The sequence below is a fragment of the Lacinutrix sp. WUR7 genome (assembly GCF_016864015.1).
Classification (GTDB): Bacteria; Bacteroidota; Bacteroidia; order Flavobacteriales; family Flavobacteriaceae; genus Oceanihabitans.
In genome coordinates this window covers 859,427-875,522 of sequence record NZ_CP045067.1, presented here as the reverse complement: position 1 = coordinate 875,522, position 16,096 = coordinate 859,427, and the positions used below count along the sequence as shown (strand labels likewise).

Genomic DNA, 16,096 nt, shown 5'->3' with positions numbered 1-16,096 from the left:
CATTCCTGTAGAAACCTTATAAAATAAAAACCCACAACCCAATGGGTTTGCGGGTTTTTATTTGCAAAAAGGATTGGGCATCGATAATATTTTATAATAATGAAATAGTAAATGCAGAGCATTTGTGGCGACATTCTATTTATGTCCGTTGTTAGTTCGAGTGTCCCGATTTTTAACGGGATGTATCGAGAACAAGTTAAAAATACTAGTCTTCCGTTAGCAGGTAAAACAAAGAGCCTGGTTTTAAAACCTTATTTTTAGGTTTTAAAATTTGCCTAATTATTGTATACCCTAATAATATTACCACTTACTTCTACAAAATAGGGTTTTAACCCATAAGCACCCGTAGTTCCATTTTGAGGTTGTCCAGTTACAATTTCGTAAGAGTTGCCATCCTCACAATCACAAGAAGCAATGATACCTTCTATAGTTAAAGTAGAACAAGATTGTATATGGTGATTTGGATCACTTAGCTCGAAAGCAGAATAAGAGATTCCAGAATAATAAACCACAATACCATTTATACCATAATTAGGAACTACTGCATAGTTTCCAGGAATGTCTAAATCACCATAAGGTGAAGCGACTAAACCTGTATTTATTAAATTTCCAGTATCAAAACTATAGTTTTGTAAATATTCGTTATCATTATTGTTATCATTTTTACTACAAGCAAATAGTAAAAAGCTAGTTACTACTGTTAAAATAAGCTTTTTCATTAGGTGTTTTTTTTTGTTTAGCAAGGTACAAAAAATGTACTTTGAATTAAATATTTTGTATCTTTCCTCAAGGCATTTTAATTTTTAAAATACTTGTTTGAGCTAAAGTTCTTTTAAGTACAAATCTCAATATGTAATTAAAAATTTTGTACTTTTGTAGTACAATCTCGTGTATGCGAGATTTTTTTATGCTGAACTCTTAAACAGCCCATTGTCTAAGATTATTTCAGCATCTTTTATTTAATAAACGAAGAAGTTATGAGTAAAGTATCTTATTATACAGCAGAAGGATTAAAAAGATTAAGAGCAGAGCTTAAACAACTTAAAGATGTTGAGCGCGTAAAGGCTTCTAGAGCAATTGCTGAAGCTCGAGATAAAGGAGATTTAAGTGAGAATGCAGAATATGATGCAGCAAAAGAAGCACAGGGTATGCTAGAAATGCGTATTTCTAAATTAGAAGATCAGCTTGCTGGTGCTCGTGTTATTGATGAGTCTCAAATGGATAATTCTAAAATCTTGGTGCTTTCTAAAGTGAAAATAAAAAACCAAACTAATGGTATGGAAATGCTATATACTTTGGTCGCAGATGGTGAAGCAGATTTAGCTTCAGGTAAAATATCTGTGAACTCCCCAATTGGTAAAGGTTTGTTAGGTAAAGCTGTTGGTGATGTTGCCGAAATACAAGTGCCTAGTGGTATTATGAAGTTTGATATTATTGAAATTTCTAGATAAATAATAGTGTGAAATTTGTCTAAGAAATGGTATCATTTCGACCAAAGTGGAGAAATCTATATTCTTAATTTACTAGATTTTTCGACTACGCTCAAAATGACAGTAAGGCATAACAAAACATCAAGATTCCTATTTAAAACTGAAAAACGATTCGGTTTTAAATAGGAATTTTTATATTTACAGATATAACTTTTTTTATGGCTTCTATATTTACAAAAATTGTTCAAGGCGAAATACCTTGTTATAAGGTTGCAGAAACCGAAGATTTTTTAGCGTTTTTAGATGTAAATCCGAATGCTAAAGGACATACACTTTGTATTCCTAAAAAGGAGGTGGATAAAATCTTTGATTTAGACGAAGAAACGTATATAGCTTTAATGCGATTTTCGCGTAAAGTAGCTATTGCACTAGAGAAAGCGGTCGCTTGTAAACGCGTAGGTGTTTCGGTAATTGGTTTAGAAGTACCTCATGTACATGTACATTTAATTCCTTTAAATACCATGAAAGATGCTAGCTTCATGCACAAAACAAAATTAACTACCCAAGAGTTTCAGGATATAGCAAAAGCAATTCAGTCTTATTTATAAGACCGATTTAATTTTAAAACTGCGTATTTTTAATCCTAATTATTTTTTGTTCATATAATGTAGAAAATCAAAGCATCCCCTTAGTAACGGCTTTCTTTTATATTGAAATATGGACAAATAAGAAACAAATTATATCCGTTATTTTGTGGTTAAATTGGTATAGAATACTGCTAGTAATATTCCTGCAAGAACAAAGACGCTAAAAAGTGAAATAAGTAACCAAGCTTTCTTTTTTAGCTTGGTAGATGCTTTTTTAGGTACAAACGCTTTTTGTTGATACGCAAAAACACGCTCAATATCTTCGGTCCACATCACAGGAAAAATATCTGTATTACAGGTTTTACAATATATTGCTTGTGTGGTTTGGTTGGTAATAGACCTGTAAAGTGATGTTTCGGTAAATTTTTGCTTAAAAGTTAATTCTAAACCATTGGTATTATAGCATTCCGGACAATTATTAATTAAGTCGACTTCTTTTATTGTAATCCATTTTTCGTCCATATTTAAATGCTCTTTAATGTAATTTGCATGGTTGTTCCTTTGCCAATTTCCGATTGTAATACTTTAATTTTACCACCATGAAATTCTTCAATAATACGCTTTGCTAAAGAAAGCCCTAAACCCCAACCTCTTTTTTTTGTCGTGTAACCAGGTTCAAAAACATCCTTAAATTGATTTTTTGCTAATCCTTTTCCAGAATCTGTAATATTTATACTGATGTTGTTTTCTAATTGTATAATTTCAATTTTAAGTTTTCCTTTTCCTTTCATAGCATCAATACCATTTTTCACCAAGTTCTCAATGGTCCAACTATATAGTTGTTTGTTTAAATTTACAAAAATTTTGTTTTCTGGCACAATTATCTCAAAATCAATTAGTTTGGATAGTCTGGTTTTTAAGTAATCTGTAGTTGCTAAGGTTTCGGCAACAATATCTGTTTTCTCTAATTTTGGTAAAGAACCTATTTTGCTAAAACGCTCCGTAATGGTTTGTAATCTGCTAATATCTTTTTCAATTTCTTTAATATATTCCGGATTAACGTTTTCTATTTTTAAAATTTCGGTCCAACCAATAAGTGAAGAAAGCGGTGTGCCAATTTGATGGGCAGTTTCTTTTGCCATTCCTGACCATAATTTGTTTTCGATTGCTGTTTTATTACTTCGGTAAAAAAAGTAAACTACAGCAGCAAATAAAATAATTATTAACAATAAAGCTAGCGGATAATATTTTAGTTTGTTTAATAAAGGCGAGTTCCCGTAATAGAGTACTTGTCCTTCATAATTTACATCTACAGGTACATTTTCACCACTAAATTGTGTGATTAATTTTTTTACGTTTTTTATAACAAAAATAGAGTCTGATTTTTTTCCTTTCCCAATATTATTAAAAGTAACGATGGTAGAATCTTTATCCACCACAATCATTGGTGTTGTGTTATTGCTACTCAGGATTTTTAAAGTTAAATCTAAATTAGAAGAAGCGTTTTCATCTGTAGAAAGTTCACTTACTACTTTTAAAAATTCATTTTGTGCAAAAGACCAGTTTTCCATTTTAACGCGTTCTTCTGCTTTAAATTTCTGAAAGAAAACATACGTATTCCATAAAATAAGGGAAATAATAGCAAAAGAAGCAATTATAATAACCCACCGAATAAGATTTCTATTTTTTGAAAAACCCATAATTTAGTTTGAAAATATTTTTAGCGGCATCCAGAACTTGTTTCCGGATTTAAATTTTAAATATAATGCTATTCTGTTAATATTATTGTGTAGTTGTTAGTAAATAGGTTTTTTGTTGCGCATCAAAAGGCTTATTTTTGTATAAATTATACTATATCATGTTATCATTTAAACCAAAAGAGCTTACAACAGGAAAACTGCATGGGTATTTATTAAGTGCCGTTGCACCAAGACCTATTGCTTTTGCTAGCACTATAGATGCAGCTGGTAATCCTAATTTATCGCCTTTTAGTTTTTTTAATGTGTTTAGTGCCAATCCGCCAATATTAATATTTTCACCTGCACGAAGAGTGCGAGATAATACTACCAAACATACACTTGAAAATGTAGAAGCGACTAAAGAAGTAGTCATTAATGTGGTGAATTATGATTTGGTACAACAAATGTCTTTAAGTAGTACGGAATATCCTAAAGGAGTAAACGAGTTTGAAAAGGCTGGATTAACCATGTTGGCATCAGACTTAGTAAAACCTTTTCGAGTTGCAGAATCTCCAATACAATTGGAATGTAAAGTAAATGAAATTGTAAAATTAGGAACCGAAGGAGGAGCAGGAAACTTAGTGATTTGCGAAGTAGTAAAACTACATATCTCTGAAGCTGTTTTAAACGAAGACCAATCTATTAATCAAGAACTTTTAGATTTGGTAGCAAGAGCAGGAGGAAACTATTATAGTCGTGCAAAAACTGGTTTCTTCGAAATCCCTAAGCCGCTTTCAACCTTAGGAATAGGTGTAGATAATTTACCGGATGCAATTAAAAATAGTACCATATTAACAGGGAATGATTTAGGGATGTTAGGGAATGTTGAAAACTTACCGGAAGAAAAAAGCATTCAGGCTTTTAAAAGCGAACATAATTTAAGTTCTTTATCCACGGAAATAAAACACCAAAAAGCAAAAGATTTTTTAAGTTTTAATGATGTGGAAAGCGCTTTTAAAATGTTATTATCGTAACTTTGCGATATCAAATTAGACGAATATTTAATAATTATATAGAAGATGGAAGTACAAGGAAAAGTAAAAATGATTGGAGAAACTCAAACTTTTGGAAGTAATGGGTTTAGAAAAAGAGAATTAGTAATAACAACAGACGAGCAATATCCACAACATATTTTAGTAGAGTTTGTGCAAGATAAAACAGATCTTTTAAACAACTACCAAGCAGGACAAGCTGTAAAAGTGAATATCAATTTAAGAGGTAGAGAATGGGTTAATCCACAAGGAGAAACTAAATATTTCAACTCTATTCAAGGTTGGAGAATTGAAGCTGTACAACCAGGAAGTGCATCTGGCGAAATGCCTCCAGTACCACCTGCAGATGCTTTTGAGCCTGCAACTAATGTAAAAGAAGAAGATCACGACGATTTACCTTTTTAATCCGTGAAAAATTGTCACAATGAACACAATTAAAGTGTTCTTGTTGAAATAAACAGAACCTCAATGGCAAATGTCATTGAGGTTTTTTATTTTTATCCCATGTACGTATTAGATCAAAATATTATATTTCCAGATGTGCAAGAAGCAGATGATGAAGGCTTGCTTGCTATTGGTGGTGATTTAAGTGTAGAACGACTTTTATTAGCGTATAAAACTGGTATATTTCCTTGGTTTAATGAAGGTGATCCAGTTTTATGGTGGTCTCCAGATCCTAGATTTGTGTTGTTTCCAGAAAAATTGAAAGTTTCTAAAAGCATGAAACAAGTGCTTAAAAAATCAGATTTTACGGTTACCGTAAATCAGGATTTTATGGGTGTTATTAAAGCTTGTTCTCTTGCAAAACGCGAAGGGCAATCGGGAACATGGATAACAGATGCTATGGTGCAAGCCTATATTAAACTACACGAATTAGGTTATGCAAAATCTGTTGAGGTTTGGCAAGAAGAAGAACTCGTTGCCGGATTGTATGGTTTAGATTTAAACAATGGTGTTTTTTGCGGAGAAAGCATGTTTACCAATGTTAGTAATGCAAGTAAAGTGGCTTTTATAACCTTTATTCAAAACACCAATTATAAATTGATAGATTGCCAAGTATATACCAGTCACCTAGAAAGTCTTGGTGCAGAAGATATTTCTAGAGACGATTTCTTGTCGTTCTTAAAATGATAATAATCATTTTTTATTCAAACTAATTTTATGAACTTAGATGTTTAATTTATAATATGATAACACAAGAAGATTTTCAAAAAAGTAATAATAAAGAAGAATTTAAGGCATTGCTTCGTAATAAATTATCTGACGAAGCATATAAAAGTTTAATGGATTCTGTTGCTTACGAAAATCAATTACTTCAACTACAAGCTGAGTTGGTGGATTTACAGCAATGGGTGGCAAAATATAACAAACGTGTTTGTATTATTTTTGAAGGTAGAGATGCCGCAGGAAAAGGTGGTACAATACGAAGGTTTACAGAACATCTAAATCCGCGTTCTATGCGCGTTGTAGCACTGGCTAAACCAACAGATGTAGAACGTGGTCAATGGTATTTTAGAAGGTATATTAAAGAGTTGCCTAATCCTGGTGAACTGGTTTTCTTTGATAGAAGTTGGTATAATCGTGCTGTTGTAGAACCCGTAATGGGATTTTGTTCTGAAGAAGAATACAACAAGTTTATGGTGCAAGTCACAGAGTTTGAACATATGCTTTATGAAGACGGAGTTGTGGTTATAAAATTTTGGTTTTCTCTCTCTAAAGATGAGCAAGAAAGAAGATTTGAATCTAGGTTGAAAAATCCTTTAAAACAATGGAAGTTTAGTGAAGTGGATAAAGAAGGACAAAAGCTTTGGAATAAATATACGCACTACAAAGAGCAAATGTTTGGTAAAACACATACTTCCTTTAGTCCTTGGATAATATTAAAAACAAATAATAAAAAGGAAGCTCGATTAGAGAGTATTCGTTACGTGTTATCCAGATTTGATTATGATGGAAAAGGTAATTCTGGAACCACCACACTACCAGACCCAAACATTGTACAACGCTATCATAGAATGATTAAACAAATTGACTAATATGACAAAAATATCAGAGAAAAGCTTAAAAGGATTAAATACCAAAAAAGGCTTAAAGTATTTTTTATTAGAGGAGAATATGACAGCTATAAAAGCAGTTAGATTATTGAACTATGAAAGTAGGCTTAAAAAGTTACAAGTAGAGCTCAGAAAACTTCAAGAATGGGTTGAAAATAGCGGGGAAAAAGTAGTTGTTATTTTTGAGGGACGAGATGCAGCAGGAAAAGGTGGAGCAATAAGACGTATTACAGAACATCTAAATCCTCGTGAATTTAAAGTGGTTGCATTGCCAAAACCAACGGAAGAAGAACAAGGAGAATGGTATTTTCAACGGTATATAAACAAGCTTCCTAGAAAAGGAAAAATGGTATTTTTTGATAGAAGTTGGTATAATCGTGCTGTTGTAGAACCGGTAAATGGCTTTTGTACTGAAAAAGAATATGATATTTTTATGAACCAGGTTAATGATTTTGAGCGTATGCTGATTGAGTCGGGAACTAGAGTTATAAAATTTTATTTTTCCATTTCAAAAAGTGAACAAGCAAAGCGTTTTGCAGATATAAAATCTAGTCCAATAAAAAAATGGAAATTTAGTAAGGTAGATCAAAAGGCATTAGAGCTTTGGGATTCTTATACAGATTATAAAAACATCATGTTTGAAAAAACAAATACAGAAATCTCACCTTGGATTATTATAAAAGCGAATAGAAAAAGTCAGGCTAGAATTGAAGCGATGCAGAAAGTATTAGAATTAATTCCATACAAGGCTAAACAAAAAGCATAATAATATGCGTCGTATTTTAAATTCCAAAAGCTCAAATTTAGATGTCAGCTTTTGGAGTTATTTTATTTGAATTTTTCGAGTTTCTGCGCTATACTTCTTCGTATCTAAAACAATCAACCTCATGGTCGTTTATCATTCCAGTTGCTTGCATAAAAGCATACATAACGGTAGAACCCACAAACTTAAAACCTCGCTTTTTTAAATCTTTACTTACAGCATCGCTAATTGCGGTATTTGCAGGAGCGTCTTTGTAGTTTTTGTGTTTGTTTTTTATTGGTTTACCGTCTACAAAAGCCCAAATATAGTTAGAAAAGCTTCCGAATTCTTCCTGGATGTCCATAAACAATTTTGCATTTGTTATTGTGCTTCTTACTTTTAATTTATTTCTAATTATTCCAGCATTTTCAAGTAGTTCCTGTACTTTGTCTTCTTTGTAATTCGCTATTTTTTTGTAGTCAAATTGATCAAAAGCATCAAAAAAGTGATTCCGTTTACGTAAAATAGTAATCCAACTTAAGCCCGCTTGAAAAGTTTCTAAAACTAAAAATTCAAAAAGTGTTGCATCATCATGCACAGGGCTTCCCCATTCTTGATCGTGATATGCTTCGTATAAATCATCTCCAACACACCAACCACATCTATGTTTTGTCATAACATTGTCTTTTAAGAAATCCACTTCCGCATCAAAAGTAAAAGCTTTAGAAGTAAATAACTTCTTTCGCTAAATGTGTATTATGGATTGTAAGTTTTTGATATAAAGATAGACATAGATATGATAAAAGTCATGATTTATAAATACATATACAAGTATTTTTACTTTAAGAAATTAAGAAGATGAACAATATAATTAAAGATAGTTTAGCGAAAAGTATTAGCTATACCGAATACACCACCTTAGTAAATAATTTAGTAGAAAATAAGGATACTACAGGAACAGATAAATCTGAAAATCTTGTAGAATATACCATGCTTAATGCAAAACGAATGAAACGTTGGGATAAAACGTTGAAAGTAAACGAGGCTGTTAAAGAACGCATTGAAAAAATAGATAAAAAAATAACTTGGTTAGTACTAACCGAAAGCTGGTGTGGTGATGCAGCGCATGTAGTTCCTGTAATGCAAAAAGTGGCAGAACTAAATCCTAATATTAATGTAAAAGTGGTGTTGCGTGATGAAAATGAAGACCTAATGAATAACTTTTTAACCAATGGCGGGAAATCAATACCGAAATTAATTATGGTAGATGAAACTTCTGGTGAAGTGATAAATACTTTTGGACCAAGACCAAGTGGAGCAACACAATTAGTTAACGATTATAAAGCGAAACATGGGATGCTAACTCCAGAGTTTAAAGAAGATTTACAGCGTTGGTATAATAAAGATAAAGGACAAAATGCGGCTAATGATTTGGTAGAATTATTAAGCGTTTAATTAAAAATCGCTTTGCTCTTTTACTTCAAACCTTCCAATTTTGCTTGCACAAAATACACCATCCTTTAGCTAAAGGAAGGAGCGCATATGAGAGGGTTTTTAATAAAACTACTCCTTAATTTATATAGGAATTATTATTTACCTTCAAAATAAAAAGTAATGGTTCCAATTTGTGCTCCTTCTGAAGAATTACGATTAAATTTTGCTTTTTCAGCATATTCTAAAGCGTGTTCTATAAGACAGTTATTGGATGAGTTGGAAGCGTTATTATAAGAGGTACCTGTAACTTTTCCAGAAGTATCTACCGTAATATTTATTACTATTTTACCACTAGCTTCGCATAAATAAATAGGTGTTGGCAAGTATTTGTGCTTTCGGTTTACTAAAGAATAACTAACAGAGCTTTTCGCATTATTGTTTTCATCCAGTTGCTTTTTAAGCACCTCATTTACTTTGCTAAAAGAGTTTAATTCGTCTTTTTCTACACTGGATTCTTTTTTAGAGATATCCTTTTTCTTAGAAATCCCATAATCCGAATGACTTAAATCAGGTCTTACATAATCTTCTGGAGGCGCAATTCTTCTTTGAGAATATGCATAGCTTTTGCTTTTCTGGTTTTGATTGTAAGCTTGATTGGTTTCGGCTTTAGCCGTTTGTTCTTTTTCTTCTAATTCGGTTTCTGTGATTTCCTTTGCTGGTTCTATTTCGTAGAAGGTTTCTGCAACTTTTTCCGTATGTTTTAAAATATGAAAATTAAACATGCCGAGAATTATCGTTCCTGAGATAAGAAACGTAATAGACATCGCTTTATGTTTATTGCTAAATTGCATGTAGGTTAATAACGTATTTTATTAAGTGGTGGCACTTAAAGATACGTTAAAAATGAAAAAATAGATTTTTTAAGAATCTAATTCTTCTATAAAAGCTTCGATACTAACGGCGTTATCTACATTGTAATCGCCAATTTTTATTCTTCTTAAAACCGAAAGATGTCCTCCAGATTGTAGCGCTTTTCCAAAATCGTGTGCTAAAGATCGAATGTACGTTCCTTTACTGCAAACCACTCTAAAATCGACTTCGTTGTTTTCAAAACGTGTAATTTCAAAAGTTTCGATAGTAATTTTTCTAGATGGTATTTCTACTTCTTCTCCAGCTCTTGCATATTCGTATAAACGTTTTCCGTCTTTTTTTAATGCGGAAAAAATTGGTGGAAATTGATCAATCTCCCCAGTAAATTGTTTCGTAGTTTCTTCTACTAAATCTTTTGTAATATGATCAATAGGAAAGGTTTCGTTTATTTCGGATTCTAAATCGTATGAAGGTGTTGTGCTTCCTAAAACAATAGTTCCTGTATATTCTTTAATCTGACCTTGAAAAGTATCTATTTGCTTGGTCATTTTCCCTGTGCAAATAATAAGTAAACCAGTAGCTAAAGGATCTAAAGTTCCTGCATGACCAACTTTAATTTTTTTGATATTATAGGTTTGTCTAATCTTCCAACGTAGCTTGTTTACCACTTGAAAAGAGGTCCAATTTAAAGGCTTATCGATTAATAAAACCTGTCCGGATTTGTAGTCTTCTTCAGTTAGCATATTAGTTTAAAACGGAATAAATGATAGCGATAACACCAACAATTGCACAATAGTAAGCAAAATACGAAAGCTTACTTTTCTTTACCAATGAAATCATCCAAGTACAAGCAAATAATCCTGCAATAAATGCAGCAATAAATCCTGCGGAAAGTGATGTTAAGTTATGGGTTTCATTAATTAAATCACCACTTAAAAGGTCTTTAGCGATTTTTCCGAAAATTAAAGGAACAACCATTAAAAAGGAAAAACGTGCTGCTTTCGTTTTATCGTTTCCTAAAAGAACAGAAGTAGAAATCGTTGCGCCAGAACGAGAAATTCCTGGTAACATGGCAATTGCTTGTGAAATACCAATCACAAATGCATTTTTAAAACTTACTTTTTTATCTGTGTCTTTTGCTTTGTCGGCTAAAAAGAGTAGCGCTGCTGTTACTATTAGCATACATCCTACAAGCATAATATTACCTCCAAATAGTGCTTCCAATTGTTTTTCAAAAAACAAACCTACTACAACTGCGGGAATCATAGAAAGTGCAATTTTTGATACAAATTGTAAATCTTCATTCCATTCGAATTTTAAAACACCTTTAAGTAAACTAAGGATGTCTTTTCTAAAAACAACAATGGTGCTTAAGGCAGTTGCAAAGTGTAATACTACTGTAAATAGTAGGCTTTCTTCTGGAACCGAATTATCGCCTAGTATGGCTTTACCAATTTCTAAATGGCCACTTGATGATACAGGAAGAAACTCTGTTAATCCTTGTATAATTCCTAAAATAATGGAGTCTATAACATTCATGTCGGCAAAAGTATTAAAATACTATTACCAATTGTTATTTTGTACTTGTAAATTAATAGTTAAGAATTAGAATCTTTACTTTTATTCGGATTTAACAAAATAGCGTAAACCTGAATTCCAAAACCAATAAGTACTAAAGTTGGTGCTAATCGAATACGTCTCCAGCTAAAGATATCTGGACTAAAAACATTTGGATCATCGCTACCACCACCAGACATTAAAATAAAACCTAGCGCAATACAAGCTAAACCAATAAACATGAATTTATAGTTTTTTCTACCAAAAATAAATTCGCTTTTCGTTTCTTCTTTACGTTTTTGTTCTCCCATTTTATTTAAATTCTGTGTAAATAATTTCGTCACCTAGCGTTAATTGGGCAATGTGCTCTGAAGTAGCGCCGCCAATTAATTTTGCTAGATGCAAAGTAACGGTTTTATTTAAAACTTTAGCGTTAAGAGAATCTAAATTTAATCCGTTTTCTAATCCACGATTTATATAGTAGAAGTCCGAACCGTTATCATGAAAAACAATGTCCTTAACGCCTCCTTGTGTAATTTTAGTAATTATAATGTTTTGTTTTACAGTGTTTTTTAATGAGTTATTCTTAACCATACAAGAGGTCAGTAGAAAGAATAAAAAGAGAATAGGAATTAGTTTATGCATAATTCTTAAAGGTTGGTTGTGATAAAACCAACGTGTAAATGTATGATTTATTGCAAATTAATACAGTTGATCGGTTTTTAAATTTAAGAAACGCTGTGTTGCAAAAAAAGTAGAAAACCAAGTGATTATTATACCTAAAAGAAAAACACCAGCAAATAAAGCGCCAATTAAAATAGGGTTACGCATTAGGTCTAGTTCTGGGAAAGTCAGGTTTAAGTAATATAAAACCACTGCCATTCCTAACATGGCAATAATTGCTCCAATAATTCCTAATTGCACACTTTTCCAAACAAAAGGTCTGCGAATAAAACGTTTTGTAGCACCAACCATTTGCATGGTTTTGATGGTAAATCGTTTTGCATAAACCGCTAAACGAATAGAACTGTTAATTAAAAGGACAGCGATTAAGGTGAAAATACCACTTAGGATTAAAACCCAAAAGCTTATTTTTTTAACGTTGTTATTCATTAAAGTTACTAAGTCATTATCATAGCGGACTTCATCAACAAAGTTTTTATTTAATGCTTCTTTAGATATGTCTTCTAAATGTTCTGAGGTTACATAATCTGCCTTTAGGTGTACATCTATTGAATTTTGTAAAGGATTGTATCCCAAAAATTCCATGAAATCTTCGCCGTTTTCGGCTTTCATAGATGCTGCAGCTTGTTCTTTAGTTACATAATCTGTAGATTTTACATAATCTGCTAAAGCCAAACTTTTCTCCAATTGCTTTGTCTCTACCTCTTTTGCACTATCTTTTAAGTAAATAGTTACCACCACTTGCTCTTTAAAATGATCGGAAACCTTTTTAGCATTAAGAATTAGCATACCTAATAGTCCTAATAAAAATAAGACTAAAGCAATACTTAATACCACCGAAAAGTAAGATGAAATTAATTTACGTTTCTGATATTTTTCAAAAGATGCGCTCATAAAAAGGATTTGTTAATGCTGTAAAAATAATAAAGAAAATGAAAAGAAACTTTAAAAGGTGCAAGTCTTTTGAATTCAAATAAAATGTCTTTCCTGAGAAATCGGGAATCTTTTTATTAGAAACTTAATTTACGTAACTAATTAAGTAGTTTTAATTCGTTTATTATTATAACGTTTAAACTTTTAATAGTGTTGTAATAAGTTTAAATTTGTGCCTTCATTAAGCGATAAAACACAAAAATGCAATACCATTTTAATACTATTGAAGCCAAATGGCAAAAATATTGGGCAGAAAACCAAACGTTTAAAGCCTCAAATACTAGTGAGAAACCAAAATATTATGTTTTAGATATGTTTCCTTATCCGTCTGGAGCAGGATTGCATGTTGGTCACCCATTAGGGTATATCGCAAGTGATATTTATGCGCGATACAAACGTCATAAAGGTTTTAATGTTTTGCATCCACAAGGATATGATAGTTTTGGTTTGCCTGCAGAACAATATGCTATTCAAACTGGTCAGCATCCTGCAGTTACTACAGAAACGAATATAAAAACATACAGACGACAGTTAGATCAAATCGGTTTTTCTTTCGATTGGTCTCGCGAAGTGCGTACCTCAAGTCCAGAATATTATAAATGGACACAATGGATTTTTATTCAGCTTTTTGAGTCTTGGTATAATAATGAAAGTAATAAAGCGGAAGAAATTTCTAGTTTAATTGCTGTTTTTGCTTCCGAAGGAAATGCAAATGTGAATGCCGTTTGTGATGATAATATCGAAGTGTTTACAGCGGAAGCATGGAATAATTTCAGTCAAAAAGAACAAGAAGAAATTCTTCTTAAATATAGATTAACCTATTTAGCAGAAACTGAAGTGAACTGGTGTCCTGCTTTAGGAACCGTTTTAGCGAATGATGAAATAGTAAATGGTGTTTCCGAACGTGGTGGACATCCAGTACTGCGTAAAAAAATGACGCAATGGTCGATGCGAATTTCTGCTTACGCAGAACGTTTACTTCAAGGTTTAGATACTATTGATTGGACAGATTCATTGAAAGAAAGCCAACGTAACTGGATTGGTAAATCGGTTGGAGCATCTGTAACTTTTAACGTGAATAATCATGAGGAAGTTATTGAAGTTTTCACAACAAGACCAGATACTATTTTCGGAGTAAGTTTTATGACTTTAGCTCCAGAGCACGAATTAGTATCTCAAATTACAACTCCAGAGCAAAAAGCAGAAGTAGATGCGTATATTCTAGCAACTGCAAAACGTAGCGAACGCGATAGAATGGCAGATGTAAAAACCATTTCTGGTGCATTTACAGGAGCCTATGCAGAACATCCTTTTAGTAAAGAACCAATTCCAATTTGGATTGGAGATTATGTTTTAGCGGGTTACGGAACAGGGGCAGTAATGTCTGTACCTTGTGGTGATCAAAGGGATTACGACTTTGCAAAACATTTTAATATTGCGATTCCTAATATTTTTGAAGGCGTAGATATTTCTGAAGAAGCGTATGCTGCTAAAGACAATGTGAAGATTGTAAATAGTGATTTCCTTAACGGAATGAACTATAAAAAAGCGTCTAAACGTGCTATTTACGATTTAGAGCAATTGGGTCAAGGAGAAGGAAAAACAAACTACAGATTACGTGATGCTGTATTTTCTAGACAACGTTATTGGGGAGAACCATTTCCAGTATACTATGTAAATGGAATGCCGCAAATGATTGATAAAGCGCATTTGCCAATCACATTACCAGAAGTAGAAAAATATTTACCAACCGAAACTGGCGAGCCACCTTTAGGTCGCGCAGATGTTTGGGCTTGGGACGTAAAACAGTGTGCAGTGGTCAGTAATCAGTTAATTGATCATAAAACAGTATTTCCTTTAGAACTAAACACCATGCCAGGTTGGGCAGGAAGCTCTTGGTATTTCTTTAGTTATATGGAAGAAAAAGCCAAAAGAGGAGAAGACTTTGCTAGCGAAGACGCACTTAACTATTGGGAAAATGTAGATTTATATATTGGTGGAAGCGAGCACGCAACCGGACATTTATTATACTCTCGTTTTTGGACGAAGTTTTTAAAAGACAGAGCATTTGTTGGCGTGGATGAGCCTTTTAAAAAGTTGATTAACCAAGGGATGATTTTGGGGACTAGTGCTTTTATTTATCGTGAAGATGGAACGAATACATACCTTTCTCAAGGTTTGATTAAAGATAAGAAAGTAGCACCAATTCACGTAAAAGTACAATACGTGAATGCATCCGATGAATTAGATATTGAAAGATTAAAAAATGATGCGGAGTTTGGCGCAGATTATAAAGACGCAGAATTCCTTTTAGAAAATGGTGTTTATAAAGTAGGTCGTGAAGTCGAAAAAATGTCGAAATCCAAATACAACGTCGTTAGTCCAGATGCGATTTGTGAGCAGTATGGTGCAGATAGTCTTCGTTTATACGAAATGTTTTTAGGTCCGTTAGAACAAGCAAAACCTTGGAATACATCTGGAATTACAGGAGTACACGGTTTCCTTAAAAAACTATGGAAATTGTATGTTGGAGAAAACGGATTAAACGTTACGGATGTCGCAGCAACAAAAGACAACTTAAAAACATTACATAAAACCATAAAGAAAGTAGCAGAAGATATCGAGAATTTCTCTTTTAATACTTCGGTTTCTACCTTTATGATTGCTGTTAATGAGCTTACTGCACAAAAATGTACAAGCAAAGAAGTGCTAGAACCTTTATTGATTTTAATATCTCCTTATGCACCGCATATCGCTGAAGAATTATATAGTCAGTTAGGTAATGAAGGATCGATAGCTACAGTAGCTTTTCCTAAATTTGATGCAAGTCATTTAGTAGAAAGCAGCAAGAATTATCCGATTTCGTTTAATGGTAAAATGCGTTTTACTATCGAATTACCAATGGATTTGAGTAAAGACGAAATTGAAAAAGCAGTAATGTCTAACGAAAAAACCATCGCGCAATTAGAAGGAAGAACACCTAAAAAAGTAATTGTAGTTCCTGGTAAAATTGTAAATATTGTAGGTTAATAAATCTGTAGTATTTTATATTTAATGGATTCTTTCGAAAGAGA

19 protein-coding genes are annotated in these 16,096 nt (G+C 32.5%); 9 read left to right on the top strand and 10 right to left on the bottom strand.

Annotated features, from left to right (window positions below; translation table 11 throughout):
• Positions 1 to 275: 275 nt before the first annotated feature.
• Positions 276 to 719: a hypothetical protein gene (locus FG167_RS03930; protein WP_203460124.1), complete on the bottom strand. Its 444-nt coding sequence runs from the start codon at positions 717 to 719 to the stop codon at positions 276 to 278.
• A gap of 258 nt (positions 720 to 977) precedes the next feature.
• On the opposite strand from FG167_RS03930, the gene greA reads away from it, so the two are divergent.
• Together greA and FG167_RS03920 are read left to right on the top strand one after the other, a co-directional pair.
• Positions 978 to 1,451: a transcription elongation factor GreA gene (greA, locus tag FG167_RS03925; RefSeq protein WP_055442735.1), complete on the top strand. Its 474-nt coding sequence runs from the start codon at positions 978 to 980 to the stop codon at positions 1,449 to 1,451.
• 197 nt (positions 1,452 to 1,648) lie between these two features.
• Entirely contained in the window at positions 1,649 to 2,038 is a 390-nt protein-coding gene (locus FG167_RS03920; RefSeq protein WP_203460123.1) for an HIT family protein, read from the top strand.
• 138 nt (positions 2,039 to 2,176) lie between these two features.
• Here FG167_RS03920 and FG167_RS03915 read toward each other — a convergent pair whose 3' ends face one another.
• Positions 2,177 to 2,539 (bottom strand): hypothetical protein, encoded by a 363-nt coding sequence (locus FG167_RS03915; RefSeq protein ID WP_203460122.1) that lies wholly within the window; start codon positions 2,537 to 2,539, stop codon positions 2,177 to 2,179.
• A gap of 2 nt (positions 2,540 to 2,541) precedes the next feature.
• Positions 2,542 to 3,717, bottom strand: coding sequence for a PAS domain-containing sensor histidine kinase (locus FG167_RS03910; RefSeq protein ID WP_203460121.1), 1,176 nt, complete (start codon positions 3,715 to 3,717; stop codon positions 2,542 to 2,544).
• Positions 3,718 to 3,875: 158 nt separating this feature from the next.
• Between FG167_RS03910 and FG167_RS03905 the strand changes: the two genes are divergently transcribed.
• The 5 genes from FG167_RS03905 to ppk2 (FG167_RS03885) all read left to right on the top strand — a co-directional run bounded on the left by FG167_RS03905 (position 3,876) and on the right by ppk2 (FG167_RS03885) (position 7,568).
• Entirely contained in the window at positions 3,876 to 4,730 is an 855-nt protein-coding gene (locus FG167_RS03905) for a flavin reductase family protein (RefSeq protein ID WP_203460120.1), read from the top strand.
• 45 nt (positions 4,731 to 4,775) lie between these two features.
• Positions 4,776 to 5,153, top strand: coding sequence for a DUF3127 domain-containing protein (locus FG167_RS03900; RefSeq protein WP_203460119.1), 378 nt, complete (start codon positions 4,776 to 4,778; stop codon positions 5,151 to 5,153).
• A gap of 99 nt (positions 5,154 to 5,252) precedes the next feature.
• Positions 5,253 to 5,879, top strand: a complete 627-nt coding sequence (aat, locus tag FG167_RS03895) for a leucyl/phenylalanyl-tRNA--protein transferase (RefSeq protein WP_203461049.1) — start codon at positions 5,253 to 5,255, stop codon at positions 5,877 to 5,879.
• A gap of 56 nt (positions 5,880 to 5,935) precedes the next feature.
• Positions 5,936 to 6,784, top strand: a complete 849-nt coding sequence (gene ppk2 / locus FG167_RS03890; RefSeq protein WP_203460118.1) for a polyphosphate kinase 2 — start codon at positions 5,936 to 5,938, stop codon at positions 6,782 to 6,784.
• 1 nt (position 6,785) lies between these two features.
• Complete coding sequence (gene ppk2, locus FG167_RS03885; RefSeq protein WP_203460117.1) at positions 6,786 to 7,568, top strand: polyphosphate kinase 2; 783 nt, start codon at positions 6,786 to 6,788, stop codon at positions 7,566 to 7,568.
• 88 nt (positions 7,569 to 7,656) lie between these two features.
• Here ppk2 (FG167_RS03885) and FG167_RS03880 read toward each other — a convergent pair whose 3' ends face one another.
• Positions 7,657 to 8,220 carry a DNA-3-methyladenine glycosylase I gene (locus FG167_RS03880; protein WP_203460116.1) on the bottom strand — a complete coding sequence of 188 codons (564 nt, stop codon included), beginning with the start codon at positions 8,218 to 8,220 and terminating at the stop codon, positions 7,657 to 7,659.
• A 182-nt stretch (positions 8,221 to 8,402) separates the two neighbouring features.
• On the opposite strand from FG167_RS03880, the gene FG167_RS03875 reads away from it, so the two are divergent.
• The gene (locus tag FG167_RS03875; protein WP_203460115.1) at positions 8,403 to 8,999 is read left to right on the top strand and encodes a thioredoxin family protein; all 597 of its coding nucleotides are present in this window, start codon (positions 8,403 to 8,405) and stop codon (positions 8,997 to 8,999) included.
• Positions 9,000 to 9,133: 134 nt separating this feature from the next.
• On the opposite strand, the gene FG167_RS03870 is transcribed toward FG167_RS03875, so the two are convergent.
• The 6 genes from FG167_RS03870 to FG167_RS03845 all read right to left on the bottom strand — a co-directional run bounded on the left by FG167_RS03870 (position 9,134) and on the right by FG167_RS03845 (position 12,983).
• Positions 9,134 to 9,802, bottom strand: coding sequence for a hypothetical protein (locus FG167_RS03870; RefSeq protein WP_203460114.1), 669 nt, complete (start codon positions 9,800 to 9,802; stop codon positions 9,134 to 9,136).
• A 96-nt stretch (positions 9,803 to 9,898) separates the two neighbouring features.
• Complete coding sequence (gene truB, locus FG167_RS03865; RefSeq protein WP_203460113.1) at positions 9,899 to 10,591, bottom strand: tRNA pseudouridine(55) synthase TruB; 693 nt, start codon at positions 10,589 to 10,591, stop codon at positions 9,899 to 9,901.
• 1 nt (position 10,592) lies between these two features.
• Entirely contained in the window at positions 10,593 to 11,387 is a 795-nt protein-coding gene (locus tag FG167_RS03860) for an undecaprenyl-diphosphate phosphatase (protein ID WP_055442722.1), read from the bottom strand.
• Positions 11,388 to 11,446: 59 nt separating this feature from the next.
• Positions 11,447 to 11,716 carry a DUF3098 domain-containing protein gene (locus FG167_RS03855; RefSeq protein WP_055442721.1) on the bottom strand — a complete coding sequence of 90 codons (270 nt, stop codon included), beginning with the start codon at positions 11,714 to 11,716 and terminating at the stop codon, positions 11,447 to 11,449.
• A 1-nt stretch (position 11,717) separates the two neighbouring features.
• Positions 11,718 to 12,050, bottom strand: coding sequence for a hypothetical protein (locus tag FG167_RS03850; RefSeq protein WP_203460112.1), 333 nt, complete (start codon positions 12,048 to 12,050; stop codon positions 11,718 to 11,720).
• 57 nt (positions 12,051 to 12,107) lie between these two features.
• Positions 12,108 to 12,983, bottom strand: a complete 876-nt coding sequence (locus FG167_RS03845) for an ABC transporter permease (RefSeq protein ID WP_055442719.1) — start codon at positions 12,981 to 12,983, stop codon at positions 12,108 to 12,110.
• Positions 12,984 to 13,223: 240 nt separating this feature from the next.
• On the opposite strand from FG167_RS03845, the gene leuS reads away from it, so the two are divergent.
• A complete protein-coding gene (gene leuS / locus FG167_RS03840) occupies positions 13,224 to 16,052 on the top strand; it encodes a leucine--tRNA ligase (RefSeq protein ID WP_203460111.1) in 2,829 nt (942 codons plus the stop codon).
• Positions 16,053 to 16,096 lie beyond the last annotated feature (44 nt).

Excerpts from the sequence above, each read along its gene's own strand:
- FG167_RS03930 (WP_203460124.1), bottom strand. The coding sequence starts at position 719 with ATGAAAAAGCTTATTTTAACAGTAGTAACTAGCTTTTTACTATTTGCT.
- greA (WP_055442735.1), top strand. The coding sequence starts at position 978 with ATGAGTAAAGTATCTTATTATACAGCAGAAGGATTAAAAAGATTAAGA.
- FG167_RS03920 (WP_203460123.1), top strand. The coding sequence starts at position 1,649 with ATGGCTTCTATATTTACAAAAATTGTTCAAGGCGAAATACCTTGTTAT.
- FG167_RS03915 (WP_203460122.1), bottom strand. The coding sequence starts at position 2,539 with ATGGACGAAAAATGGATTACAATAAAAGAAGTCGACTTAATTAATAAT.
- FG167_RS03910 (WP_203460121.1), bottom strand. The coding sequence starts at position 3,717 with ATGGGTTTTTCAAAAAATAGAAATCTTATTCGGTGGGTTATTATAATT.
- FG167_RS03905 (WP_203460120.1), top strand. The coding sequence starts at position 3,876 with ATGTTATCATTTAAACCAAAAGAGCTTACAACAGGAAAACTGCATGGG.
- FG167_RS03900 (WP_203460119.1), top strand. The coding sequence starts at position 4,776 with ATGGAAGTACAAGGAAAAGTAAAAATGATTGGAGAAACTCAAACTTTT.
- aat (WP_203461049.1), top strand. The coding sequence starts at position 5,253 with ATGTACGTATTAGATCAAAATATTATATTTCCAGATGTGCAAGAAGCA.
- ppk2 (WP_203460118.1), top strand. The coding sequence starts at position 5,936 with ATGATAACACAAGAAGATTTTCAAAAAAGTAATAATAAAGAAGAATTT.
- ppk2 (WP_203460117.1), top strand. The coding sequence starts at position 6,786 with ATGACAAAAATATCAGAGAAAAGCTTAAAAGGATTAAATACCAAAAAA.
- FG167_RS03880 (WP_203460116.1), bottom strand. The coding sequence starts at position 8,220 with ATGACAAAACATAGATGTGGTTGGTGTGTTGGAGATGATTTATACGAA.
- FG167_RS03875 (WP_203460115.1), top strand. The coding sequence starts at position 8,403 with ATGAACAATATAATTAAAGATAGTTTAGCGAAAAGTATTAGCTATACC.
- FG167_RS03870 (WP_203460114.1), bottom strand. The coding sequence starts at position 9,802 with ATGTCTATTACGTTTCTTATCTCAGGAACGATAATTCTCGGCATGTTT.
- truB (WP_203460113.1), bottom strand. The coding sequence starts at position 10,591 with ATGCTAACTGAAGAAGACTACAAATCCGGACAGGTTTTATTAATCGAT.
- FG167_RS03860 (WP_055442722.1), bottom strand. The coding sequence starts at position 11,387 with ATGAATGTTATAGACTCCATTATTTTAGGAATTATACAAGGATTAACA.
- FG167_RS03855 (WP_055442721.1), bottom strand. The coding sequence starts at position 11,716 with ATGGGAGAACAAAAACGTAAAGAAGAAACGAAAAGCGAATTTATTTTT.
- FG167_RS03850 (WP_203460112.1), bottom strand. The coding sequence starts at position 12,050 with ATGCATAAACTAATTCCTATTCTCTTTTTATTCTTTCTACTGACCTCT.
- FG167_RS03845 (WP_055442719.1), bottom strand. The coding sequence starts at position 12,983 with ATGAGCGCATCTTTTGAAAAATATCAGAAACGTAAATTAATTTCATCT.
- leuS (WP_203460111.1), top strand. The coding sequence starts at position 13,224 with ATGCAATACCATTTTAATACTATTGAAGCCAAATGGCAAAAATATTGG.